The following is a 21,442-nucleotide window of genomic DNA, read 5'->3' on the forward strand; positions in this document are numbered from 1 at the left end:
GGTGGATCTCCAATGACTTCAGGGTGCTCAGAGCGGGTCTTGGCCTAGCTCGGTGCGGCCGTCGATGAGTTCGCGGGCGGCGTCCAGGTGGCCGAGATGGCGGGCGGTCTCCTCGATCATGTGCAGGACGATGAACCGCAGGTCGGTGATCTGCGCGGTGTCACCCTGGCCGTGGTCACCGACGGGGACGGTGGACAGCGGCAGAGTTTCCAGTACTGCGTCCGCGCGGGCGATCTGGTCGCGGTAGAACGCGAAGACGGTCTCGGCCGAACGCGGGCTGGTGAACGCGTCGTCCTCCTTCTCGTCCGGGTCTTTCGGCCACGGGAGCGGCCCGGCAGACCCGAGCGCGACCTCCTGAAACCAGTGCCGCTCAGCGCCCGCGAGGTGCTCGATCATCCCAAGCATTGTCCAGCCGGACGGCAGCACCGCGGTCGCAAGCTGCTTGTCGTCGAGCCCCGCCACCACCTCGAACACCCGCTCGCGCTGCGCATCCAGAAACGAAACCAACATCCGATCCACGGCATCCATCCCCATACCCCGCATTCTCCTCCACCCCACCGACAACCCACTCGCACCCAACCGCCCCCAAGCCCGTCCGGTGAGCCCCCGGTACCCACCTGTCACCGCAATGCGCCCACCTCAGACGGCCAACCCGAAGCGCGCCGACCCCGCCGCCCGGAGCCCGCCCCGAAACTCGCCGAGCCCACCGCCACGGTGTCTGCCGACCCGGAGCCCGCCGATCCCGTCGACCCGGCTAGGGCGTGTGGAGTTTCTCAAGGGCGGTGAGGTCGCGTTCGGCGTACTGGCGGTGTTGGTATTCCTCGTTGAGGACTATTGAGAGGCAGTCGTGGATTGGGTAGCTGATGGGGTGGGGCCAGCCTGATGCTCCGGTGACGGGAGTGGTGTTGCCGGCCAGTTGGTCGTCGGTGAGGTGGTCGACGTACCGGCGTACGGTCGCCATCCGGTCCTTGCGCAGGGCAAGCGCCTCGTCCAGGGACGGGCGGGCGGCGCGGTCTCGCGGTACGCCGGGCATGTCCGGCATCTCGTCCCACGGCAGGTCGAGTGGATGCCACGGGGACGGGTCGCCCAGGATCGCGCGGCGTACCCAGGAGTCGGTGGCGAAGGCGAGGTGCCGCAGCGTCTCGATGAAGGACCACTCGCCGTTCACGCTCTCGTGCAGGAGCTCCGGCGGCAGCGCTCTGGCCCGCTCGACCGTCTCGTCCCAGCGCCGCTCCAGCAGATCCCAGGCTTCCCGGAAGCCGGCCGGGTCGGCCGGGCGCATCTTGACCCGGTCGGGATCACGACGGTCGAGTTCCGCCTCAACCAAGGGCGCGACGTCGACCCCGTTGATGGTGACGTTCTGGACCTCGCCGGTGATCCGCACATCCGTCAGTTCCACGCCGCGCAGTTCGGCGCCGTGCAGGTTGACCGCGCGGAGCAGGGCCCGGCCCAGATCGACGCTGTGCAGTACCGCATCGCTCAGGTCGACGTTCCGCAGTACTGCGCCGCTCAGGTCCACTCGCTCGAACTGTGCTCCTGGCAGCTCGGCCGAGCGGAACCTGGCCTCCCGCAGCGTGACCTCTTCGAACACACCCGGGTTGTCCGTCATACCCAGCACGGTAGAACAGCACCCGGACATTTCGCTTGCGGAATCAGTGCGAAACGGTGACCACGATCTTGCCCACATGCGTGTTGGCCTCGAGGTGCCGGTGGGCCTCGGCGATGTCCGCCAGCGGGAAGGTCCGATCGACGACGGGCCGGAACTCGCCCGATCGCAGCCCCGCGCTGACAAACGCGACCGCCCGCCGGAGCCGCTCAGGCTCACGGCTGATCTCGTGGACCGTGTAGGTGCGCAGATTGAGCGCCGGCATCCCGAGCTCGAATCCCGGGTACGGCGTCGGCTGCCCGCTCGCCGCACCCCACAGGAAGAGCGTCCCGTCGGCAGCGACGGCGCGCGCCAGGTCCACCACGCCCGGCCCGGCCACCGCATCCAACACGTACTCCGCGCCGCGCCCGCTCGTGAGCGCCAGGATGCGGCCCGCCACGTCTTCTTCGTCCGAAACGATCACCTCGGCAGCACCCTCGTCGATCATCCGCTGGCTCTTGGCGCTGGTCCGAGTGACGGCGACGGGTGTCGCGCCCAGTCGGTTCGCGGTGTGGATCGCCGCCAGGCCGACGCTGCTCGACGCCGCGTTGATCACGACCACATCGCCCGCCCGCACGTGGCCGACCTCGACCATCGCGCCGTACGCCGTGAGGTAAGGCATCCAGACCGCCGCACCCGACACGGCATCGACCGATTCGGGGCGGGGGAGCAACGCGGTCACCGGCGCGAGCGCGCCTTCGGAGTACTGGGGGTAGTCGTTCTGCGAGAAGTTCGGGATGACGCTGACTGGTTGCCCGACCGCAAAACCGGTGACGCCGGGGCCGAGTGCCTCGATCACGCCGGCCGACTCGCTGCCCAGGCCGGCCGGGAACTGCTTGACCGGCTCGATGTACTGCCCGCTGCGGAAGAGGATGTCGGCCCGGTTGAGCCCGATGGCGTCGACCCTGAGGAGGACCTCGCCCGGACCTGGCTGGCCGGGCTCGACGTCGTCGAGTCGTAGTACGTCGGGCCCGCCTGTTTCCTGAAACCGCACGGTGATCGCCATGCGCTCCACTGAACCCCAGAAATATGACGGCTGTCAAACTATGATGGCCGTCGTACTATGGGATGCATGGGCCGTACGTCGCACCACCCCGAGCTGTCCGAGTTCGACCTCCAGCAGGTCCTGGAGGCACTCGTCGACCCGGTCCGCCGCAGCATCGTCCAGCAACTCGATGCCGCCGGCCACGACATCAAGTGCGGCGACTTCGACCTGTCCGTGCACAAGTCCACGGCGACCCACCACTTCAAGGTCCTCCGCGAGGCGGGCCTGATCCGCCAGTACTACGTAGGCACCTCCCGCCTCAACACCCTCCGCCGAGAAGACCTCGACCAAGCCTTCCCCGGCCTCCTCACCGCCATCACCACCCCCCAACCAGCAACCCACTAACTGCCGCGGGATTCGATGAGTTTCTGACGGCTGGGCCTGATGAGGCGATCGGGGAGCTCGCCGATGTGCTCGAGGTCGTCTACGCGTTGGCCGCCGAGCTGGGGACTGATCAACCCGGGTTGGATCGGGTCCGCCGCGACAAGGCAGTCGCCCGAGGCGCCTTTGCCGAGCGACTCGTCTGGGCCGGCCCGTAGTACCTGCAATCGGATTCAGTAGAGGTCAGTAGTTGTCCGCTACTGCTTCTAGGGTCGGAGCATGACGACAGCGACTGAGCAGCAGAACGTGACTGGTGAGCGGGCCGACATCCTGGACTTCCTCGGGAAGCACCGCTACTTCCTGCGGTACACCGCGGAAGGGCTCTCCGACGAGCAGGCGAACACGCGCAGTACCGTCAGCGCGTTGACGATCGGTGGGCTGATCAAGCACGTCACCGCGGTCGAGCGGAACTGGGCCGAGTTCGCCCAGGCGGGCGGCGGCCAGGAGGTGCCCGAGGAGATCGAGTTCACCCCGGAGCGGATCGCCGAGTGGGAGAACCAGTTCCGCCTCACCGAGGGCGAGACGCTGGCCGGCGTACTGGCGGAGTACGAGAAGGTCGCGGCCGCCACCGACGACCTCGTCCGCACCCTCGACCTCGACACCACCTACGAACTCCCGGCCGCCCCCTGGCAACCCCCGGGCGTCTTCTGGTCAGTACGCCGCGTCTTCCTCCACATCACCGCCGAAACCGCCCAACACGCCGGCCACGCCGACATCATCCGAGAATCCATAGACCGCCAAAAATCCATGGGCTGACCGCCCCTGAACCCGGCCGGCATCCCCTGGCCGGGTTCTGTCGTTGGGGCCGGTACTGCGCGTTGCGCGATTTCAGTCGGTCTCGTCGGGGTCGTGCATGAACTTGCGGACGTCCTGCGCACACCGGCAGGCAGCCGCAATCTTGGCGGCCCACTCCAACGCATCCTCCCGAGTGGGCACGTCAACGATCATCACCCCACCGATGACCTCCTTGCTCTCCGGATACGGCCCGTCCGTCACGAGCCCGTCCGTGCCGACCACGGCATGCTCCACATCATCGTTTTCGTAGAGCAACCCGCCAGTGAAGACAAACACCCCAGCATCCTTGGCCTCCTGCACCACCGCATGACTAACCCTGCCCACCTCAGGGAAGTCCTCCGCGGGGATGTGATCCATCGCCCCCTTCTCAAACGAGATCAAATACTTCGGCATCTCAACCCTTCCTCCGGCCGCCACTCACCCCTGCAACGAACACCCCACCCAGATTCCGACACGCCCACAAGTTTCCGCACCATGAGGCGTGCAGACGACTCAACGGCTTGGTGCGCGCCTAGGTGTCCCGAATGACAGGAGGTAGTCCGCACGACCACGGCTCCACACGCTCACGAACCAGGCCGGCAGCCCGCAATCGAGCACTACCTCCTGTCGCTCGGCACACAAACCCCCGCCGCCTGAGGTGATGTGTTGCGTGCAGCGGGATCTGACTTCCGATGGGGCGACGACCCAGCGCACGCAGAGGTAGGCCGGTGTCCGTCGCTCAATCCAGGCAGGCGAATTCCGGCCCGGTTTGCGAGTACGGGTGGGTGCGAGACACCGGCCCGGACCGCGATGCGGGGTTGGATCCGCATTGCGTGGGCCCGCCAATGGGTTCGGGTGGGTGCGATGCATCAACACGAGATGCGAGTACGGGTGGGTGCGAGACGCCGGCCCGCACGCGATGCTGGGGTTGGATCCGCATCGCGGCGGGCTGCCGATGGGTTCGGGTGGGTGCGACGCTCCGGCCCGGGATATGAGTACGGGTGGGTGCGAGACGCCGGCTCCCCACCGCGATGCGGGTTGGATCCGCATCGCGGCGGGCTGCCGATGGGTTCGGGTGGGTGCAACGCTCCGGCCCGGGTTGCGAGTACGGGTGGAGCGACGGACCTAGCTGGGGAAAGGTACGCCGGTGTTGCGGTGGCAGCGGTAGCCGTTGGGGTTTTGTGGAGGTATTTGCTGGTGGTAGCAGCACTGACCTGGTTATAGAAGCCGAGCGCGTCGAGCGAGCTGGGCCCGACTCGCCGATCGCGATGCAGCAGCTTTCAGATGGTTATCCATGGGCGACGGCGGGTAAGAAACAGCTTTGGTGACTTGTTGGGCGACTGGGGCGAACACCAACTGATCCGAGTCGCCGGGGGACCGGTGCCGATGCGTCCACACGACGACCGCCAGGACGACTACGCTGACGAAGAATCGTCAGCGTCCGGCGGACAAGAAGTCGCGGATTTGTTCTTCCTGGTCGACGAAGACGGCCGGATCACCTCGATCGCCGACCAGGCCGATGGCGGCCCCTTGCTTTGGCACGCTGACGGAGAGCCGGGCGACAGGGACCGAAGCGCAGCTTGGTTCGCAGATTTCACGCCGCAGCCATTCGCACTCGGCGAGCGGCCCGAGCGACGCCCGCTGATCTCGAGATATCAGGACGGCGCAGTCATGATGCGGCCTATCTCGCCGTCATCCGCCGCTGGGGCGTCATGGTCGGCGATCACAACCGGCTGATCAGCACCTACTTTTACCGGATCGACCAGCCCCAGGTGGACCTCGCCGAGTTGCTGAAGAGACCCGCGGTCAAGGAGGCGATGGCCGCGGTCATCGCTGCCGATCCCGATTCCTTCCAGGCCGCACGCCAGCACGCTGAGCGCATTTTCACCGTCGGCCGATAACTTCCGCTGAAACACGCCTCATCGATTTCCGAGCGACAGACCGGGTCGAATCGGACGATCTCGCGCCGACCTTGTTGGCTCTCGACGGGGCAATCGTCATCGAGGACTGTAAGGGCCTACAGATCGGCAGCCACAACTCGCAGAAAAGCAAGTTCGTATGTCTGTCAGGACGCGCCGATCGATGCGGTCCAACAGGGAAGGGCGGTCGGCAAGTACAAGTACTCGGTTATTGTTGACCGAAGCAATGGCGTCCAGGTCGGTGATCACAACAAGCTGAAGATGAGATTCAGCTGACCTGCGGATGAGAACTTTAGTGGTCTCCTTTAGTGCTACGAGGTTGCGGTCGAGGCTACGGCAGCGGGGATCAGGGCTCGGTCTTCGGGGATGTCTGTGCAGAAGATGAGCATCCGCAGACTCACGTCGTCCGTTGGGACCATAGCCAGACTGGTGGGTGCTGTAGTCGCGAAGACGGCGGCGGCTTGCGCTCTTCGACAGCCGCACCACTCGGCAGGTCTGAGTTCACGCCCGACTGGTAAGCGCCCGACCGGGGTCCTGGCCGGGCGCTTGTTCTCGCTTAGAGCTTGTCTGTCGGGAACTGCGCACCGGTGTTGCTGTGGCACCTGTAGCCGTTGGGAACCTTATGTAAATACGGTGGCCCTCGGGCTCCCTCGCCGAGCCATTCAGGCGTAACCTCGTTCGCAGAGCGCAGGCGTCTGACCTGAGCCTGGGGGGAAGTGAACGCTATGGCGGATTTGTGGCCAGCAGTGGCGACGTTTTATGACCTAGCACGCCAAGGGGCGTACGTGAACGCCCACGCTGTCTTCGGCAAACCCGATCCAGGACCGTCCGTGCAGGACTACTGGAACGCCACGGGGCGAGTCGCCATCGTGAACGAGTCGAATGGTGATGTATGGGGCCTTGAGGGCGACCTGCTTCAGCCTCAGAACCCATATCCGGGATGGTATGCACCGATTCATGTTCGTCTGGTGCGTATCAATACTAAGCAGATCACGGAGCTCACCATTCGGTTGAACCAGACCGGTGAGACGCGGGCTATTACCGATGCCCAAATCGTGAACGAGGGTTTCATTATGGCGTGGCAGGATGTGTCTTCGATCACCGTGATTCGACTTGAGAACCCGATATTCAGCGCAATCCGAACTTCTGAGCGCCGGCTTGTGCAGATGTTTCCCAGGTTCCGACCCTTCTGAACCGATCCAGGCCAAATACAGAAGCCGTCGATCGAAGGATGAGCCAGGCAAAGACTCGGCATGATCCGAGGGGCCGTGACCTCTCACTGCGCCGGGCCCGCGACGCTGCTGGCCGAACAGTCGATGGGCCGAGTCGGTGCGGGAATTGATGCTGCCGAGGGGCGGCGGGCTGCTGCGCTCCCGTTCGGCCCAGATCTATTGGAACTGGTCTGGCGTCGAAGGTTCGATTGCTCAGCTCGCGTAGTCCAGTGGTGCGGCCGTAATGGCGTCGAGTGATCGCTGAGCCTAGCTACGACTCGCTGGCTTTCGCGAATCTGCCTTAGTTGTCCCACGTATTGCGTTCAGTAGCTCGATCAGTTCTGGTGGTTGCAGTTCGCGCCAATCGACCATAGGAATTTCCGTGTTGGTCATTTGCTCGTAAATGCGTTCGCAGGTGACGACCGTAGGTTCGACAATCATGAGCAAGGCGTCTCGGTTCAGCACGCGTATCACTGATGTGCCGTCGTCGTCCAGTGGGTGATACCACGCAGGCCATCGGTTGTGACGCGCTCTTTCCATCGCCTCGCTCATCTGGGACAGGCGAGCTTGTAGCGAGATCGGACCGTTTCGCCCAAGAATATCCGATGGTCCAGCATACCGACTGAACACCATCTCCTGTTCGCTAGACTTAAGGTCCCAGAGGTTTGTGTATTTCTGCGCCAGAAGCTCTAAACGTTCCTCAAGTCCACGGATCTGCAGGAGTTGCATCTCTTCTGCATTGTTTCGGCTGAAGTCTTCGATGCTGGTCAGTGTGATGTTGGTATTGCGGGCGGCTCGGATTGCGCCAGCCTGGAACCCCTTCTCGCAAAACATCAGTCCTCTATCGGCCCCGACATCGGCGACGATCGTTTGGAGTGTGAGGACCCGCTCCTTGGGTATTGCTCGGTGCCATCGTTTGCATTCGATAACCCAAACTTGCTCGATGCCGGCCGCGGTCGTCCTCGCTACGACGTCAATCTCGTGGCTTCCCCGAGCTCCGGTCAACCTTTCGTCGACTGTCGTCGTGAAGCCCAAGTCTGCAAACAACTTTGCAACCTGCTCCTGGTAGACCTTCCACTCCGGCGTCATTGGACGGAGATTCTCCACTTCTAGACGACTTACTCTGGTCGTATGGGTCGGCTGCGGATTGATGAAGTACGTCAACGGAGGAGGGAGCGCATGCACTCCCTCCTCCGTCGTGCGGCCCGATCAGGCGTCTGCCGGGAAAGGTACGCCGGTGCTGCTGTGGCAGCGGTAGCCGTTGGGGTTTTTGTGGAGGTACTGCTGGTGGTAGCCCTCGGCGTAGTAGAAGGTGTCGGCGGGGGCGATTTCGGTGGTGATGTCGCCGTAGCCCAGGGGCTTGATGACTGGGGCGTAGAGGTCGCGGGTTCGTTCGGCCTCTGCCTTTTGGGCTTCGGTGGTGTAGTAGATCGCCGAGCGGTACTGGGAGCCGAGGTCGTTGCCCTGGCGCATGCCCTGCGTCGGGTCGTGGGTTTCCCAGAAGACCTTGAGCAAGTCGGTGAAGGTGGTTTTCGACGGGTCGTAGACGACCCGGACCGCCTCGGTCTGGCCGGTGCGGCCGCTGCAGACTTCCTCGTACGTCGGGTTCGGGGTGTAGCCGCCGGCGTAGCCGACCGCGGTGGTGTAGACCCCGGGCTGCTGCCAGAAGATCTCCTCGGTACCCCAGAAGCAGCCGGTGCCGAACCAGACCTCCTCGAACCCTTCAGGGGCGGGGGCGGTCTGCGGCGTACCGAGCACGATGTTCTCCGCCGGTACGGCGAATGCGGGCTCCGGCCGGCCCGGCAGGGCGGCCTCTGGCTCGACCAGGGCTGTCTTGCGGTTGAAGAACGACATCTCACGCCTCTCGCAGAGTGACTCTCATAGTCTCCCAACGCCCCGCCACGGGTGAACCTTCCCCCAGCCGATTACGGCGCGTTTACGTCGAGACCATCAGGCGATCATCGCCGCCGTACGCCGGAACGGGGGCGCCTCGGTCAGCGACTCGTACGACGCGGCGAGCCGCGCGACCGCATCACGCAGGGTGTCCGGGTCGAGCGTAAAAGGCAGCCGCAAAAACGACTCCAACCCTCCATCAGGCGAGAAGCGCGACCCAGCCACCACCAGTACTCCGTTCCGCTGGGCCACACCCACCAGGCTGGAGCTCACCGGTTCGGGGAGTTCGCACCACATCGACAGGCCGCCGCCGGGCAACTCGAACCGCCAGGACGGAAGCGCAGTACGGAGGGCGTCGGCAAGGGTGTCGCGGCGGCGGGCGAGTTCGGCTCGGCGCTCGGTCATCAGCGAGGTGCGCGACCGCAGCAGCCGGGTGACGATGAGTTGCTCGAGCACCGGGGCGCCCAGGTCGAGGGAGGCGCGGGCGTCGAGGATGCGGGCGACGAGGGTTTCGGGGGCGCGCAGCCAGCCGATCCGCAGACCGCCCCAGAACGACTTGCTGACCGAGCCGATCGTGAGTACGCCTTGCGGGTCGAAGGCGGCGAACGGCGGCGGCATCTCCTGCCCGTCCAGCGACAGTTCGTACAGCGTCTCGTCGACGATCGCGGTGGTCCGGGCCCGCGCGAACGCGGTCGCCAGCCGCTGCCGGTCGTCGGTGGACATCAGCCGGCCGGTGGGGTTCTGGAAGTCGATCACCAGCCAGGCGGCGCGCGGTGACGACTGCCGAATCGTTGCCTCCAGCAAGGGAAGGTCCCAGCCGTGCGGGCTCATCGGGACGGCCACGACCCGGCAGCCGCTGCGCCGGATCGCGTCGACGGAGTTCGGGTGGGTCGGGCTCTCGGTCAGCACCCGGTCGCCGATCTGCGTCATCGCGCGGATCGCGAGCGACGTCGCGGCCAGCGCGCCGGCGGTGACGATGATCTGGTCGGCTGTCGTCGGCAACCCACGCTCCCGGTACGACGCGGCGATCTCCTCCCGCAACGCCGGCAGCCCCTGCGGGTGATACCCGGGTGTGGCGAGGTGAAGCGGCAGATCCTCGAGCGCCTCGCTCACCGCACTGCTGATCCCCGGCACGGCCGGTGACGCGGCACAGGTGAAGTCGTAGAGCCCATCCGTGTCGATCCCCGGCGCGTGATGGCGGCCGAGCTCCGGCTCGACCTTCGACGGCAGCGAGGTGACACTGCCCGAACCGCGCCGGCTGGTCAGATAGCCGCGATCACGCAACTCCCGGTACGCCGAGGCGACCGTCGTGCGGCTGACTCCCAACGCGTCGGTCAGCTCGCGCTCGGACGGAACCCGGGCGCCGGGCATCAGCCGCCCGTCCGCGATCAGCAACCGCAACCGCTCGGCAAGACTCCGGTACGCCGGTCCGGAGCCGTCCGACCAGCTTCCGAGCAGACCGGCGAGTGTGCTGGCGGGAACTTGTTGCCCTGTCATGCAGTCCACTATTACCCAATTGGCTATCGAATACCAGGCCAGTCGGCCGCAAACTGGATCTGTGACCGCCACTTCTGAAGCCCCGCCCGCTCGGGGCCGCCAACTAGCCGCGCTGAACCCGATCGAGCAGCTTCGTGCCGGCCACCTCCCGCGCCGCCTCGTCCAGCTCTACGTCGGCCTGACCCTGTACGGCGCGTCGATGGGCCTGATGATCCAGGGCAACCTGGGACTCGACCCGTGGGACGTCCTGCACTACGGCATCACCCAGCACATCGACGTGAGCTTCGGCACTGTGGTGATCGCGATGAGCTTCCTCGTGTTGCTCGCCTGGATCCCGCTGCGGCAGTGGCCGGGCCTCGGCACGATCAGCAACGCCATCGTGATCGGCCTGGTCACGGACCTGACGCTGTCGACCGTGGACCGGCCGGACGCGCTCTGGCTGCGGATCGTGTTCATGACCGCCGGCGTCGTGGTGAACGCGCTGGCAGGCGCGCTCTACATCGGTGCGCAGTTCGGCCCGGGGCCGCGCGACGGGATGATGACCGGCCTGGTCCGGCGTACCGGCAAGAGTGTGCGGCTGGTTCGCACCAGCATCGAGGTCACCGTGCTCGCGGTCGGCTGGCTGCTCGGCGGCGTGGTCGGCTTCGGCACTGTCTTCTACGCCCTCGCGATCGGCCCGCTCGTCCACGTGCTGCTCCCCATCTTCACCGTCAAACTCCCCGAGCGCCCCTGAGGCGGCAGGCCCCGCCAAACCCGAGGCCGGCCGGACGCGGCCCGACCAGGCAGCCCGACCAGGCAGCGGCTCCCGATCCAGGTGGATCGGGAGCCGCTTGTTTCGCAGGACCCCTCAGCCTGCGTCCGGTGGATCAGCCGACCGGTTCCATCGCGCGGTCCTCGACCTGCGCGGCCGGCTTGACCTTCAGCTTCCGCGGCCACCAGATGCGGTGGCCGAGCAGCGCGGTCAGGCTCGGGACCAGGAAGATCGACATCAGGAACGCCGAGATCGCGATCCCCGCCGCGACCGAGAAGCCCATCTCGGTCAGCAGCGCCATCCCGGCCAGCATCAGCGACGAGAACGTCCCGGCCAGGATCAGCCCGGCCGCCGCAACCGACGGACCGCCGTGCTCGATGGCCAGATCCGCCGCCTCCCGCGGATCGGTACCGAGCTCGGCCTCCTCGCGCAGCCGCGCGATCATCAGGATGTTGTAGTCGGTGCCGATGGCAACGACGAACAGGTAGAGCATGATCGGCAGCGAGAACGTCACGCCCGCGTGCCCGGCCGCGCCCTGGAAGACCAGCACGGTCGCACCGGTGGTGCTGAAGAAGCTGAGCACGACCGCGAGCATCAGCATCAGCGGAGCCAGCAGGCTGCGCAGCAGGAGCGCCAGGATGATCGCGATCAGCCCGCCCGCGACCGGGAAGATCACCTTGAGGTCGCGGCTGTTGGCATCCCGGATGTCGGCGTAGCTCGCGCTGACCCCGCCGATCAGCGTCGTCGTACCGGCCGGGGCCTGGGCGTGGGCGACGTCGTTCAGCTCCCCGTCGATGAGATCCAGCGAGGCTTTCGCGTACGGCGCGTCGGCCAGCACCACGTTGATCTGGGCAACTGACTTGTCCGGGTTGAGCGCGGCCGGCGAACCGTCGGCACCGGCGGGCAGGACGGAGCCGACACCCGGGACCTCCGCCAGCTTGCCGGCGAATGTCTGGAGCTCGGCGGGGTCGAGCGGCGTACCGTCGGCGCTCTTGACGTAGACCGTCGTCGGGCTGAGTGCGCCGGCTGGGAAGCCGGCCTGGAGATCCTTGATCGCGCGGCCGGACTCGGTGTCCTTCGGAAGCTGGCTGAAGGCGTCGTAGTCGACCTTCATCCCGAGGGTGCCGAGAGCGAGCAGGACCATGATCCCGCCGGAGACCAGTGCGACCAAACCCGGCCGGCGCGCGGTGAACCGGCCGAGCCGCTTGAAGGCGGCGCCCTTCGGCGTCTTCTGCCAGGACTTCGACGGCCAGAACACCTTGGGGCCGAGCAGCGAGACGACCGCCGGGATCAAGGTGATCGCGGCGAAGGCCATCACCGCGACAGCGATCGCCAGGCCTGGGCCGAGGCTCTTGAAGCCGCCGAACACGGCCAGCAGCAGCGCGCTGAAGGCGACCACGATCGCGCCGGCCGCCGACACGATCACCTCGGACACCCGGGCGGTCGCCGAGATCAGTGCCTCCTTCGGCTGCTCCCCGGCGCGAAGGCGTTCCCGGAAGCGGAACAGTAGGAACAGGATGTAGTCCGTCCCGACGCCGTACAGGACGACGGTCAGGATGGTCTGCAGATCCTGGGTCACCTGCAGGTCGAACGCCTTGGCAGCAAGGGCGATCAGGCCGGGAGCGATCGCGCTGACCAGACCGACCGTGAGGATCGGCAGCAGGGCCGCGACCGGGCTGCGGTAGATGAACAGCAGCAGGCCGACGATGAGGACGAGCGTCGCGATCCCGACCACGACGAAGGCGTTCTCGAACGCGTCCTGGTTGTCGAGGAAGAGCGCGACATCACCAGTGACGCCGTACTGGAGGCCGCTGTCCTTCATCGCCGGGCCGGTCACGTCGCGGACCTTCTGGACCGCGTCGAGCACGGCCTGGTCCTCGGCCAGACCCTTGAGGCCGACGCTGACGAGTTGGACCTGTTTGTTCGGCGAGACCGCCTGAGGGCCGGTGACCGCACCGGTGACCCGCTCGATCTTCGCCGCGGTGATCTTGGTCGCGAGGCCGGCCACCTTCGTCTGGTCGGCCGCCGTCAGCGCGCCGCCGTCCGAGCGTTTCACCACGATGCTCGCCGTGGCGTCGTTGGTCTGGCCGAACGCGTCGGCGGCCAGTTTCTGCGCCTGGACGGACTCGTAGGAATCAGGCAGGAAACTCGCCTGGTCCTTGTTGGTCACGTCGGCCAGGGTCGGCGCGAAGGCGACCACGGCAATGGCCGCGATCACCCAGGCGGCGATCACCTTCCACGGGTTCTGGACGACAAAGCGTCCGAGTTTGGTGAACACAGGTCTCTCCTGTTGGTCGTGTCCCACTACCTGCCGGTCGGTAGGTAGACTACCTGCCGCCCGGTAGATAAGAAAAGTGAGAAGGTGGTGCCGTGCAGCACGAGACTTCGCAAGACGGTGGCCGGGTCCGCGACACCAAGGCAGAGATCCATCGGGCGGCGCTCGCGCTGTTCTCCAGCCAGGGCTACGAGAAGACGAGTCTGCGGGAGATCGCCGAGCAGGTCGGCATCACGAAGGCGTCGCTGTACTACCACTACTCGTCCAAGCAGGACCTGCTGCGGGCGATCATGGGGACGTTCTTCGAGGACATCGCGGTGCTGTTCGAGCGGGTCGACAGTCTCGAGTGGTCACCGGAGTCCGAGCTGGAGCTCCTGGGTGAGTACCTGGACGTCATCATCAAGCACCGGGCGACCGGGCCGACCCTGGTGCGGGACATGACCGCCGTACTGGCCGCCTTCGGCGACGAGCTGGACAACCTGATCAAGCACAGCCGGCGCTTCCAGCTGTGGCTGGCCGGGCCGGATCCGACCCCGGCCGATCGGGTGCGGGCGGCGGCAGCGGTCGAGGTTCTCGGTGCGGTGCTGTCGGCCGGGATGGATCCGGACGTGATGCCCGACGAGGAGATGCGGGCCATCCTCCTGGACGCCGCGGGCGCAGTACTGTCCCGCAGAACCCGCTGAGCCCAGGCGGACGCAGTACTGGCTCTGTAAATGACGCTGACGCCCGGCCGGGTGGGCGGGCGTCAGCGGTGGAGTGCTGGGGTCAGAGCTCCCGGCCGTCTGGCCTGCGGTGCTTGTTGTGGCTGTTGGCAGCTTCGCCCTTGTGACCGGCGGCCGCCTGAGGGGCCGGCTTGGCTGCGACCGCAGCGGAGGCGGGAGCCATCGCTGGGTCGGCACCCGGTGCCGGCGGGCCGCTCTTGGCCGGTTTGCCACCTTCACCCGACTGCTGACCGGTCACACCGTTCTGGGTCTGCGTCACCGAGCCGGTGTTGCCGTTGGCCATCTGTACGCCGTTCACCGGGCCGTTGAAGGTCGGGCCGTTGCTCCCGGCCTCGACCTCGGGCGCCCGGTGGCGTCCGCCGGGCTTCTGCGCCTCGGCGGCAGGCATCGGCACCGTGTTGTTGAGCCCGGCGTGGAAAGCCTTGGCCTCCAAGGCCTTGTCCGCGGCGAGGTTGGGAGTCTGCGCGTTCTCCGGCACGATCGGCACCCGAAGCAACGTCGGCGGCCCGTTGACATCGACAGCGGCAGCGGGCGTGTTCTCGGCCGGGGTCGGCACCTGCACCGCCGGCGCTTCCTCCCGACCCGGCGCAGCCGCGGCGGCCGTGGGCTGCGGTGCGCTGCGACCGGTCGGGTTCTGGCGGCGTTCGTTGTAGTCGGCGCGGAACTTCTCGGCCTTCTCCTTGGCGCTGCCCGCCATCGCCTTCGCGCCGCCCGCCACCGCTCGCGAGCCCTCTGCCACCGCCTTGGACCAGCGCGATGCCGTGTTGACCACGTTGGCCGCTCGCTGACCCATGGTGTCGCGGGCAGCAGCTGGTCGCGCGGCCACCGCAGCCGCGGCAGCGCGCGCCTGGGCGTAGTGCTGCTGCGCCGCCTGCTCGATGCCGTTGCGCACGACTCCACTCAGCTGGGCGTGCGAGAGCATCTTCAGATCCTGCTTGTTCACCCCTGAGCGGCCGATCGCCTCCCGGACCTTCGGGTCGACCCGCTTCACCTCGCTCTTGGCCTGGGCATAGGCCATCTTGAGCAGGTACTTGCCCTGGCGGACGTCCTTGCGGTTCTCGTTCCACCGGGAAAGCTTCTTGAACGGGTTGCGGGTCCGCTGGTTCGACGGCGTCGTCGCCTGGACCTGCGCGGCGGCCTGGGCGTTGAGTTGCTGGGCGAAGCGCTCGTGCCCGTTCCCGTACAGGCCCTCGACGTTGGCGTGCGCCAGGTGCTTCAGGTCGCTGCTGTTCATCCCGGAGCGCCCCACGGCGGCCAGGACGGCCGGGTCCATCCGCTTGACGTCCCGCGCCGCCTGGGCGTACGCGGCCTTCAGGGTCCTCGTGCCTCGCCGGGTCATCCGGCGCGGGGACGGGTTCGAGAGGCTCACGGTTCTCCTAGTCGATGTAGACGGCGTAGTTGACCCCGACGGCCGTGGTCAGCGGATCCTTGGTCGGCTTGGTGCTGTACAGCCGCAGCTGCGCCCCCGGGCGCACCCAGACCGCAAGGTGTCGACGGCCCGCGCCCGCACCCGGTTCCCACTCGTCGTCGAACCCGTCGACGGAGTCGTCGCCCACGTAGTCCGGTACGCCGAAGTGACGGCTCGCCAGCGCGAGGTGATCCGGCCAGTGCGCGTCCAGCCCGGCCTCGGCCGCGGCCAGGTCGTCCGGGCCGATGTCGTACGCCGACCAGCCGCTGTCCGGGCAGTCCGAGAACGCCAGCCCGGCGAAGACGATCATCGTGGTCCCGCGCGGGGTGGTGAAGCCCCAGGAGACCATCTCCTCGTCGATCACCTCGCCCGGTTCGAGCGGCCACGGCTTCCAGTTCGTGTGCGTCATCACCCGGTTGACCAGGGCACGGACCACCGCCGGACCCGACTCGTCGTCGTCCGGACCGGCCAGCACGCTCCAGTCGGCGATCTCGGCGAAGTCGGCCAACGCCCGATCGTCCTGGTCGAGGGGCCTGTCCTGCGTTCTCATCCGCGGCGTTCCTTCCGTGCGTCACAACGCGTCAACCAGGGAAACCGTAGGCCCCCCGCGGGGTCACCGCCAGTCGCCATCCACAGGCGGTCCGTACGCCGGTCCGGTGGGGGTGGACGGGGTGCCTGGCCGGATGGGACCAGGACGTACGCTGGTCCGGTGAACTCTGAACACTCCTACGGCTTCGAGACGCTTGCGATCCACGCCGGGAACGAGCCCGACCCGACCACCGGCGCAGTGGTACCGCCGATCTACGCGACCAGCACCTACAAGCAGGACGGTGTCGGCGGGCTGCGCAACGGTTACGAGTACTCCCGGTCGGCGAACCCGACCCGGACGGCGCTGGAGGAGTGTCTGGCGGCGATCGAGGCGGGCACCCGCGGGTTCGCGTTCGCGAGCGGGCTGGCGGCCGAGGACACGCTGATCCGGTCACTGTGCGTGCCGGGCGACCACGTGGTCTTCCCCGACGACGCGTACGGCGGCACCTTCCGGCTGTTCTCCAAGGTGCTCGGCAACTGGGGTGTCGAGATGACCCCGGCGGCGGTGACGCACCCGGACGCGATCCGGGCCGCGATCCGGCCGGGCAAGACCAAGGTGGTCTGGCTGGAGACGCCGACCAACCCGCTGCTCAACGTGGCCGACATCGCGATCGTCGCGCAGATCGCGCACGACGCCGGCGCCTTGCTGGTGGTCGACAACACGTTCGCCTCGGCGTACCTGCAGCAGCCGCTCGAGCTCGGTGCCGACGTGGTGGTGCACTCGACCACGAAGTACATGGGTGGGCACTCCGACGTGATCGGCGGCGCGCTGATCGTGCGCGACCAGGAGCTGGCCGACAAGATCGCCTTCCACCAGAACGCGATCGGTGCGGTGGCCGGCCCGTTCGACTCCTTCCTGGTGCTGCGCGGCATCAAGACGCTCGGCGTCCGGATGGACCGGCACAGCGACAACGCCGAGAAGGTCGTCGAGTTCCTGCAGCGGCACCCGGGCGTCACCTCGGTGCTCTACCCGGGCATCGACGGGCACCCCGGCCACGAGACCGCCGCCAAGCAGATGAAGCGGTTCGGCGGGATCGTGTCGTTCCGGGTCACCGGTGGTCTGGAGCATGCGCTGGAGATCTGTAACAAGGCCGAGGTCTTCACCCTGGGCGAGTCACTCGGCGGGGTCGAGTCGCTGATCGAGCACCCGGGCAAGATGACGCACGCCTCGGTCGCCGGTACGCCGCTGGAGGTGCCGGCCGACCTGATCCGGCTCAGCGTGGGCATCGAGACGATCGACGACCTGCTGCAGGACCTCGACCGCGCGATGGCGTGAGCCTGTGGGTGGCGGTCGACTTCGGGTCGACCTTCACGAAGGCGATCGCGGTGGACGCGGGCTCGGGCGACCTGGTCGCCCGGGCCGAACACCGCACCACCATCGACACCGACGTACTGGACGGCTGGCAGGCCTGCCGTACCGCGCTGCTGGCGGCTGACGCCGGTGTCGCCAAGGCTGACGTGCTCGCTTGCTCCAGTGCGGGTGGCGGGCTGCGGATCGGTGTCGTAGGCAACGAAGAGCTCGTCACCGCGGAGGCGGGCCGGCGGGTCGCGTTGTCCAGCGGTGGACGAGTGGTTGCCGTGGTCAACGGTGGGCTGACGGCAACTTCTTTGAAGGCTTTGCGGGCCGAGCGGCCGGACGTCGTTCTGCTGCTCGGCGGCACGGATGGCGGCAACTCGGCGGTGATCACGAACGCGGCCGCCGTACTGGCGAAGTACAAGTGGCGGCGTCCGGTGGTTGCTGCTGGCAACGTTGATGCTCAGGCCGAGATCCGTGAGTTGTTGTCGGCGGCCAACGTTCCGCACGTGATCGCGGCGAACGTCGTGCCGGAGATCGGGGTGTTCGCGCCCGACGGTGCGCGGGCCGCGATCCGGGAGATGTTCCTGGCGCATGTGATCGGTGGAAAGAACCTGTCCCGCGATCCAGGATTCGCCGCGATGGTCCGGGCGGCGACGCCGGACGTCGTACTGCGCGGTGTCGAGGTGCTCGCCAAGTTGCACGGTGACGTCGCGGTGGTCGACATCGGTGGCGCGACCACGGACGTGCACTCGGTCATCGAGCTCGACCCGGAGGACGCGAACCTCGGCCGTGAGGTGGTCGCGACCCACCCGGTCACCCGGACCGTCGAAGGCGATCTCGGGATGCGCTGGAGCGCAGTACCGGTGGTGGCGGCCGGGATCGAGGCCGGTCTGCTCGAAGCCGGTACGCCGCTGGACGCTGCCGCCGCCCGGCGACATGAGGATCCCTCGTTCCTGCCGGGTGATGCGACGGAGGCGTCGTACGACGAAACTCTGGCGCGGGTGGCCGCGACGGTGGCGTTGCGGCGGCATGCGGGCCGGCAGCGGGTGATCTTCGGGCCCGGCGGACGGGTGATCGAGCGTTCCGGCAAGGATCTGCGCGAGGTGGACCTGCTGGTCGGGTCCGGGGGAGTGCTGCGGCACAACGGGCCGGAGGTCGCGGCGCGGATCCTCGGCGGCATCTCGCTGGGGGCGCAGGAGGAAGGCTGGCTGGTGCCGACCTCGCCGCGCACCTGCGTGGACTCGGACTACGTGCTGGCGGGCGTCGGGCTGCTGGCTGACCTCGATCCGGTTGCCGCCGAAGGACTGGCCGCACAGATTCATGGAACCGTCGACGCCGGGCACTAGTCTCGAACCACTTGAGACTCCGGAGGTGTCATGAGCAAGCCGGACGAGCCGGTTCGACCGGAATCCGACGACGCCGGTGTGCCGCATCCCGGTGTGCCCGACGTCGGCGGGGACCAGGACAGCCCGATCGCGGACAACTCCGCCGCCACCCAGGTCAGTACGACGGTGCCCGCCGCTGAGGAACATCTGATCGCGTCGTCGAGTCGCGGGCGGGTGGATCTCGGGGTGACCCCGGCGATGCAGATCGCCAGCGCGTGGTCGTGGCGGTTCCTGGTGATCGTGGCGGCCGTGCTGGTGATCGGCTACGGGATGCGGTACCTGTCGGAGGTCGTCGTACCGGTGACGGTCGGCGTCCTGCTCACCGCGCTGCTCGTGCCGGTGACCAACGGGCTGCAGAAGCTTCGGCTGCCGCGCGGTGCGGCCGCCGGGATCACCGTGCTCGGGACGATCGTGCTGGTGGCCGGGCTGCTGACCCTGGTCGGGACGCAGATCGCCCAGCAGTTCGACAAGCTGTCGGCCCAGGTCGGCCAGGGCGTGCAGCAGGTGCGCGACATGCTCCGGATCAGCTTCGGGCTGACCGAGAAGGACATCACCGACTCACTGAACAAGCTCCGCGAAACCGTGATGAGCGGCGGCGGCCTCGGCCAGCGCGCGGCCGAGGTCGGGACGACGGCGACGCACGCCATCGCGGGCATGTTCATCGCGCTGTTCTGCCTGTTCTTCTTCCTCTACCAGGGACCGCAGATCTGGGCCTGGGTGGTGCGGCTGTTCCCGCTGCACGCGCGCGACAAGGCGGACTCGTCCGGGCGCAAGGCCTGGGTCTCGCTGACCGCGTTCGTCCGCGCGACGATCATCGTGGCGGCGGTCGACGCGATCGGCATCTCCCTCGGCGCGGCGATCCTCGGCCTGCCGCTGGTGAGCGCGATCGGCATCCTGGTCTTCGTCGGCGCCTTCGTCCCGGTGGTCGGCGCGCTGGTCAGCGGCATCGTCGCGGTCCTGGTCGCTCTGGTTGCCAAGGGCCCGATCGTCGCGATCATCATGCTGGGCGTGGTGATCGGGGTCCAGCAACTGGAGGCCCACGTCCTGCAGCCGTTCTTGCTCGGCCGCGCCGTCAGCGTCCACCCGCTGGCAGTCATCCTGGCCATCGCGACCGGCGTAGTAGTCGCAGGCATCGTCGGCGCCCTACTAGCGGTCCCAACAGCCGCAGTCCTCAACACCATCATCAACCACCTGGCCGGCAACGACGTAGACCCAGAACCCCCACGCCCCATCCCCAGAACAATCCCCCGCCGCCGCCCACCCACAAGACCGGTAGACGACCCCCTCCCGTAACCCAGGCCTCTTCGCACCGCGCCGTGCACGCCGCTATGCGGCTTGCGCCGGTGTCAGCGGGTGCGGTCGTCGGTGCCGCGCGACTGCTCGTACGGCGAGTGCCGGCGGGCGGCTTCGCCACTGGTCACGGCCGCCTGAGTCTGGCCGGGCCTGCTCTGGCCGGTCTGGAGCAAGCCCATCGACTTGTCGATGTCCGGATTGGCCTCGCGGGTGCGGATGGCCGTGCGCGGAGAGTGCGTTCCCGCCGGCGAGTGCGAAGCCGCGGTCGCGGATGGCAGCCAGGGCGACGCGGGCGGCCTGCTCGTGCTCGGGCTTCATCCCCGAGATCCGCGGCCCGGACCGGTGGCGCCGAGCTGCGGAAAGGCGCGGCTCCACAGGTCCGCGCACCGGCGCGGTAGCCGCAGCCGCGGCCAGAGCGTGACCAGCAGGTCGCGGTTCAGGAAGAGGGCCAGGTCGGCCTGGTCGTTCGACTCGCTGATCACCTTGGTGTACAGGGTCGTCGCGTCGTCGATGCTCGCCAGGTCGTAGCGGCTGTCGGGGCCGGTGTCGATGCGGGTGGGCAGCTCGATGACGCCGGTCGTCGGCCCGGTGAGCAGGTCGAGGGACGCCGGTACGACGTACGGGATTCTGGATGCGTACGTGTCCCCGGGCTGGGCCAGCCGATCGTCGGTCATGAGTCGATTGTCTTCGATCGAGGGTCCGCCGCGTCACCGGCCAGCTGTTCGCCCCAGCTCCTGGCCGTCTCGCAGATCCTCGTGATCAGGTCCGGTGATGCGCCGTAGCGTTCGAAGCCGGTGGGTGGGAGGTGGCTGGCGGCGAGGAGTTGGGTGGCGAGCATCGGGCGGTCCAGGGGAGTGGCTTCGCGGTGATCGGCGAGCGTGAGTAAGGCGTCCGTGTCGTAGCGGCCGCTGTCGAGGACGGACTGGATGTCCATCAGGTCCCGGGGCTCCAGGCGGGAGTACAGCGCACCGACCTTGCTGCTGACCGCGTCGGCCTCTGACAGCACCGGGCCGACGGCCAGCTCGACGGGCGGGTGGCTGCGGTGGTCGACGCCGAGGTCGGCCTTGGCGGTCGTGCCGTCCTCCGCGGTGACGACGAGCCGGGCGAAAAGTGGAGCCTGCCGGGCCACCACGACGTCGAGACCATCGGCCCGGTACGCCACGGAGAGCCGTTCGACCGCCTTGGCGAAGAGCTCGGGGTCCAGCACGTTGGTGAACAGGTCGATGTCGTCGGAGTCGCGTTCGCCGAAGCCGTGCGCTCGCAACGCGTAGCCGCCGGCCAGGACGAACCCGTCGTCGGCAACGGCACGCAAGCCGACAGTCGCCAGCCTGGTCTGCAGCGGATTCATGCCGACAGTC

24 protein-coding genes are annotated in these 21,442 nt (G+C 67.5%); 11 read left to right on the forward strand and 13 right to left on the reverse strand.

From position 1 onward, the window contains the following. Positions 1 to 27: 27 nt before the first annotated feature. The 3 genes from AB0F51_RS29070 to AB0F51_RS29080 all read right to left on the reverse strand — a co-directional run bounded on the left by AB0F51_RS29070 (position 28) and on the right by AB0F51_RS29080 (position 2,651). Complete coding sequence (locus tag AB0F51_RS29070; protein ID WP_360285010.1) at positions 28 to 510, reverse strand: DinB family protein; 483 nt, start codon at positions 508 to 510, stop codon at positions 28 to 30. Positions 511 to 754: 244 nt separating this feature from the next. Beyond that, a complete protein-coding gene (locus AB0F51_RS29075) occupies positions 755 to 1,609 on the reverse strand; it encodes a DinB family protein (protein WP_360285011.1) in 855 nt (284 codons plus the stop codon). 43 nt (positions 1,610 to 1,652) lie between these two features. Then, entirely contained in the window at positions 1,653 to 2,651 is a 999-nt protein-coding gene (locus AB0F51_RS29080) for a zinc-dependent alcohol dehydrogenase family protein (RefSeq protein ID WP_360285012.1), read from the reverse strand. A 66-nt stretch (positions 2,652 to 2,717) separates the two neighbouring features. Between AB0F51_RS29080 and AB0F51_RS29085 the strand changes: the two genes are divergently transcribed. The 3 genes from AB0F51_RS29085 (at position 2,718) to AB0F51_RS29095 (ending at position 3,827) form a co-directional block, all read left to right on the forward strand. Beyond that, on the forward strand, positions 2,718 to 3,035 hold the full coding sequence (locus tag AB0F51_RS29085; protein ID WP_360285013.1) for a helix-turn-helix transcriptional regulator: 318 nt from the start codon (positions 2,718 to 2,720) through the stop codon (positions 3,033 to 3,035). Between the two features lie 65 nt (positions 3,036 to 3,100). Continuing rightward, positions 3,101 to 3,229, forward strand: a complete 129-nt coding sequence (locus AB0F51_RS29090) for a hypothetical protein (RefSeq protein WP_360285014.1) — start codon at positions 3,101 to 3,103, stop codon at positions 3,227 to 3,229. A 61-nt stretch (positions 3,230 to 3,290) separates the two neighbouring features. Next, positions 3,291 to 3,827 carry a DinB family protein gene (locus AB0F51_RS29095; protein ID WP_360285016.1) on the forward strand — a complete coding sequence of 179 codons (537 nt, stop codon included), beginning with the start codon at positions 3,291 to 3,293 and terminating at the stop codon, positions 3,825 to 3,827. 72 nt (positions 3,828 to 3,899) lie between these two features. On the opposite strand, the gene AB0F51_RS29100 is transcribed toward AB0F51_RS29095, so the two are convergent. Beyond that, positions 3,900 to 4,259: a YciI family protein gene (locus tag AB0F51_RS29100; RefSeq protein ID WP_360285018.1), complete on the reverse strand. Its 360-nt coding sequence runs from the start codon at positions 4,257 to 4,259 to the stop codon at positions 3,900 to 3,902. Between the two features lie 870 nt (positions 4,260 to 5,129). On the opposite strand from AB0F51_RS29100, the gene AB0F51_RS29105 reads away from it, so the two are divergent. From AB0F51_RS29105 to AB0F51_RS29115, 3 genes are all read left to right on the forward strand, one after another. Further along, positions 5,130 to 5,582: a hypothetical protein gene (locus AB0F51_RS29105; protein WP_360285019.1), complete on the forward strand. Its 453-nt coding sequence runs from the start codon at positions 5,130 to 5,132 to the stop codon at positions 5,580 to 5,582. Beyond that, positions 5,558 to 5,746 carry a hypothetical protein gene (locus AB0F51_RS29110; protein WP_360285020.1) on the forward strand — a complete coding sequence of 63 codons (189 nt, stop codon included), beginning with the start codon at positions 5,558 to 5,560 and terminating at the stop codon, positions 5,744 to 5,746. The genes AB0F51_RS29105 and AB0F51_RS29110 overlap by 25 nt, the downstream gene beginning before the upstream one ends. An 803-nt stretch (positions 5,747 to 6,549) precedes the next feature. After that, positions 6,550 to 6,957: a hypothetical protein gene (locus tag AB0F51_RS29115; protein WP_360285022.1), complete on the forward strand. Its 408-nt coding sequence runs from the start codon at positions 6,550 to 6,552 to the stop codon at positions 6,955 to 6,957. 285 nt (positions 6,958 to 7,242) lie between these two features. Here the strand turns inward: AB0F51_RS29115 and AB0F51_RS29120 are convergent, their stop codons facing one another. From AB0F51_RS29120 to AB0F51_RS29130, 3 genes are all read right to left on the reverse strand, one after another. Beyond that, entirely contained in the window at positions 7,243 to 8,139 is an 897-nt protein-coding gene (locus tag AB0F51_RS29120; RefSeq protein WP_360285024.1) for a restriction endonuclease, read from the reverse strand. Between the two features lie 45 nt (positions 8,140 to 8,184). Continuing rightward, entirely contained in the window at positions 8,185 to 8,829 is a 645-nt protein-coding gene (gene msrA / locus AB0F51_RS29125; RefSeq protein WP_360285026.1) for a peptide-methionine (S)-S-oxide reductase MsrA, read from the reverse strand. 96 nt (positions 8,830 to 8,925) lie between these two features. Continuing rightward, a complete protein-coding gene (locus AB0F51_RS29130; RefSeq protein WP_360285027.1) occupies positions 8,926 to 10,365 on the reverse strand; it encodes a PLP-dependent aminotransferase family protein in 1,440 nt (479 codons plus the stop codon). Between the two features lie 61 nt (positions 10,366 to 10,426). Between AB0F51_RS29130 and AB0F51_RS29135 the strand changes: the two genes are divergently transcribed. After that, entirely contained in the window at positions 10,427 to 11,098 is a 672-nt protein-coding gene (locus AB0F51_RS29135) for a hypothetical protein (RefSeq protein WP_360285029.1), read from the forward strand. 133 nt (positions 11,099 to 11,231) lie between these two features. On the opposite strand, the gene AB0F51_RS29140 is transcribed toward AB0F51_RS29135, so the two are convergent. Next, on the reverse strand, positions 11,232 to 13,394 hold the full coding sequence (locus AB0F51_RS29140; protein WP_360285030.1) for an MMPL family transporter: 2,163 nt from the start codon (positions 13,392 to 13,394) through the stop codon (positions 11,232 to 11,234). Positions 13,395 to 13,486: 92 nt separating this feature from the next. Here AB0F51_RS29140 and AB0F51_RS29145 point away from each other — a divergent pair, with 92 nt between their 5' ends. Further along, complete coding sequence (locus AB0F51_RS29145; RefSeq protein WP_360285031.1) at positions 13,487 to 14,074, forward strand: helix-turn-helix domain-containing protein; 588 nt, start codon at positions 13,487 to 13,489, stop codon at positions 14,072 to 14,074. Positions 14,075 to 14,156: 82 nt separating this feature from the next. Here the strand turns inward: AB0F51_RS29145 and AB0F51_RS29150 are convergent, their stop codons facing one another. Both AB0F51_RS29150 and AB0F51_RS29155 read right to left on the reverse strand, forming a co-directional pair. Further along, positions 14,157 to 15,482, reverse strand: a complete 1,326-nt coding sequence (locus AB0F51_RS29150) for a hypothetical protein (protein ID WP_360285033.1) — start codon at positions 15,480 to 15,482, stop codon at positions 14,157 to 14,159. Positions 15,483 to 15,489: 7 nt separating this feature from the next. After that, positions 15,490 to 16,071, reverse strand: a complete 582-nt coding sequence (locus tag AB0F51_RS29155; RefSeq protein ID WP_360285034.1) for a hypothetical protein — start codon at positions 16,069 to 16,071, stop codon at positions 15,490 to 15,492. A gap of 159 nt (positions 16,072 to 16,230) precedes the next feature. Here AB0F51_RS29155 and AB0F51_RS29160 point away from each other — a divergent pair, with 159 nt between their 5' ends. From AB0F51_RS29160 to AB0F51_RS29170, 3 genes are read left to right on the forward strand one after another with little or no spacing between them, the layout of a single operon-like run. After that, entirely contained in the window at positions 16,231 to 17,385 is a 1,155-nt protein-coding gene (locus AB0F51_RS29160; RefSeq protein ID WP_360285035.1) for a cystathionine gamma-synthase, read from the forward strand. Next, positions 17,382 to 18,752 carry a glutamate mutase L gene (locus tag AB0F51_RS29165; RefSeq protein WP_360285037.1) on the forward strand — a complete coding sequence of 457 codons (1,371 nt, stop codon included), beginning with the start codon at positions 17,382 to 17,384 and terminating at the stop codon, positions 18,750 to 18,752. The genes AB0F51_RS29160 and AB0F51_RS29165 overlap by 4 nt, the downstream gene beginning before the upstream one ends. A gap of 30 nt (positions 18,753 to 18,782) precedes the next feature. Beyond that, positions 18,783 to 20,084, forward strand: a complete 1,302-nt coding sequence (locus tag AB0F51_RS29170; RefSeq protein WP_360285039.1) for an AI-2E family transporter — start codon at positions 18,783 to 18,785, stop codon at positions 20,082 to 20,084. A 53-nt stretch (positions 20,085 to 20,137) separates the two neighbouring features. On the opposite strand, the gene AB0F51_RS29175 is transcribed toward AB0F51_RS29170, so the two are convergent. From AB0F51_RS29175 to AB0F51_RS29185, 3 genes are all read right to left on the reverse strand, one after another. Beyond that, positions 20,138 to 20,263 (reverse strand): hypothetical protein, encoded by a 126-nt coding sequence (locus AB0F51_RS29175; protein WP_360285040.1) that lies wholly within the window; start codon positions 20,261 to 20,263, stop codon positions 20,138 to 20,140. 135 nt (positions 20,264 to 20,398) lie between these two features. Then, on the reverse strand, positions 20,399 to 20,758 hold the full coding sequence (locus AB0F51_RS29180) for a hypothetical protein (RefSeq protein WP_360285041.1): 360 nt from the start codon (positions 20,756 to 20,758) through the stop codon (positions 20,399 to 20,401). After that, positions 20,755 to 21,432, reverse strand: coding sequence for a nucleotidyl transferase AbiEii/AbiGii toxin family protein (locus tag AB0F51_RS29185; RefSeq protein ID WP_360285042.1), 678 nt, complete (start codon positions 21,430 to 21,432; stop codon positions 20,755 to 20,757). Before AB0F51_RS29185 ends, AB0F51_RS29180 begins: the two co-directional genes overlap by 4 nt. Positions 21,433 to 21,442: the final 10 nt, after the last annotated feature.

Source organism: Kribbella sp. NPDC023855, from assembly GCF_040639475.1.
Lineage (GTDB): Bacteria > Actinomycetota > Actinomycetes > Propionibacteriales > Kribbellaceae > Kribbella.

What these genes read in the sequence shown, in the direction of transcription:
- AB0F51_RS29070 (WP_360285010.1), bottom strand. Translation starts at nt 510, where the DNA reads ATGTTGGTTTCGTTTCTGGATGCGCAGCGCGAGCGGGTGTTCGAGGTG.
- AB0F51_RS29075 (WP_360285011.1), bottom strand. Translation starts at nt 1,609, where the DNA reads ATGACGGACAACCCGGGTGTGTTCGAAGAGGTCACGCTGCGGGAGGCC.
- AB0F51_RS29080 (WP_360285012.1), bottom strand. Translation starts at nt 2,651, where the DNA reads ATGGCGATCACCGTGCGGTTTCAGGAAACAGGCGGGCCCGACGTACTA.
- AB0F51_RS29085 (WP_360285013.1), top strand. Translation starts at nt 2,718, where the DNA reads ATGGGCCGTACGTCGCACCACCCCGAGCTGTCCGAGTTCGACCTCCAG.
- AB0F51_RS29095 (WP_360285016.1), top strand. Translation starts at nt 3,291, where the DNA reads ATGACGACAGCGACTGAGCAGCAGAACGTGACTGGTGAGCGGGCCGAC.
- AB0F51_RS29100 (WP_360285018.1), bottom strand. Translation starts at nt 4,259, where the DNA reads ATGCCGAAGTATTTGATCTCGTTTGAGAAGGGGGCGATGGATCACATC.
- AB0F51_RS29105 (WP_360285019.1), top strand. Translation starts at nt 5,130, where the DNA reads ATGGTTATCCATGGGCGACGGCGGGTAAGAAACAGCTTTGGTGACTTG.
- AB0F51_RS29110 (WP_360285020.1), top strand. Translation starts at nt 5,558, where the DNA reads ATGGTCGGCGATCACAACCGGCTGATCAGCACCTACTTTTACCGGATC.
- msrA (WP_360285026.1), bottom strand. Translation starts at nt 8,829, where the DNA reads ATGTCGTTCTTCAACCGCAAGACAGCCCTGGTCGAGCCAGAGGCCGCC.
- AB0F51_RS29130 (WP_360285027.1), bottom strand. Translation starts at nt 10,365, where the DNA reads ATGACAGGGCAACAAGTTCCCGCCAGCACACTCGCCGGTCTGCTCGGA.
- AB0F51_RS29155 (WP_360285034.1), bottom strand. Translation starts at nt 16,071, where the DNA reads ATGAGAACGCAGGACAGGCCCCTCGACCAGGACGATCGGGCGTTGGCC.
- AB0F51_RS29170 (WP_360285039.1), top strand. Translation starts at nt 18,783, where the DNA reads ATGAGCAAGCCGGACGAGCCGGTTCGACCGGAATCCGACGACGCCGGT.
- AB0F51_RS29175 (WP_360285040.1), bottom strand. Translation starts at nt 20,263, where the DNA reads ATGGGCTTGCTCCAGACCGGCCAGAGCAGGCCCGGCCAGACTCAGGCG.
- AB0F51_RS29180 (WP_360285041.1), bottom strand. Translation starts at nt 20,758, where the DNA reads ATGACCGACGATCGGCTGGCCCAGCCCGGGGACACGTACGCATCCAGA.
- AB0F51_RS29185 (WP_360285042.1), bottom strand. Translation starts at nt 21,432, where the DNA reads ATGAATCCGCTGCAGACCAGGCTGGCGACTGTCGGCTTGCGTGCCGTT.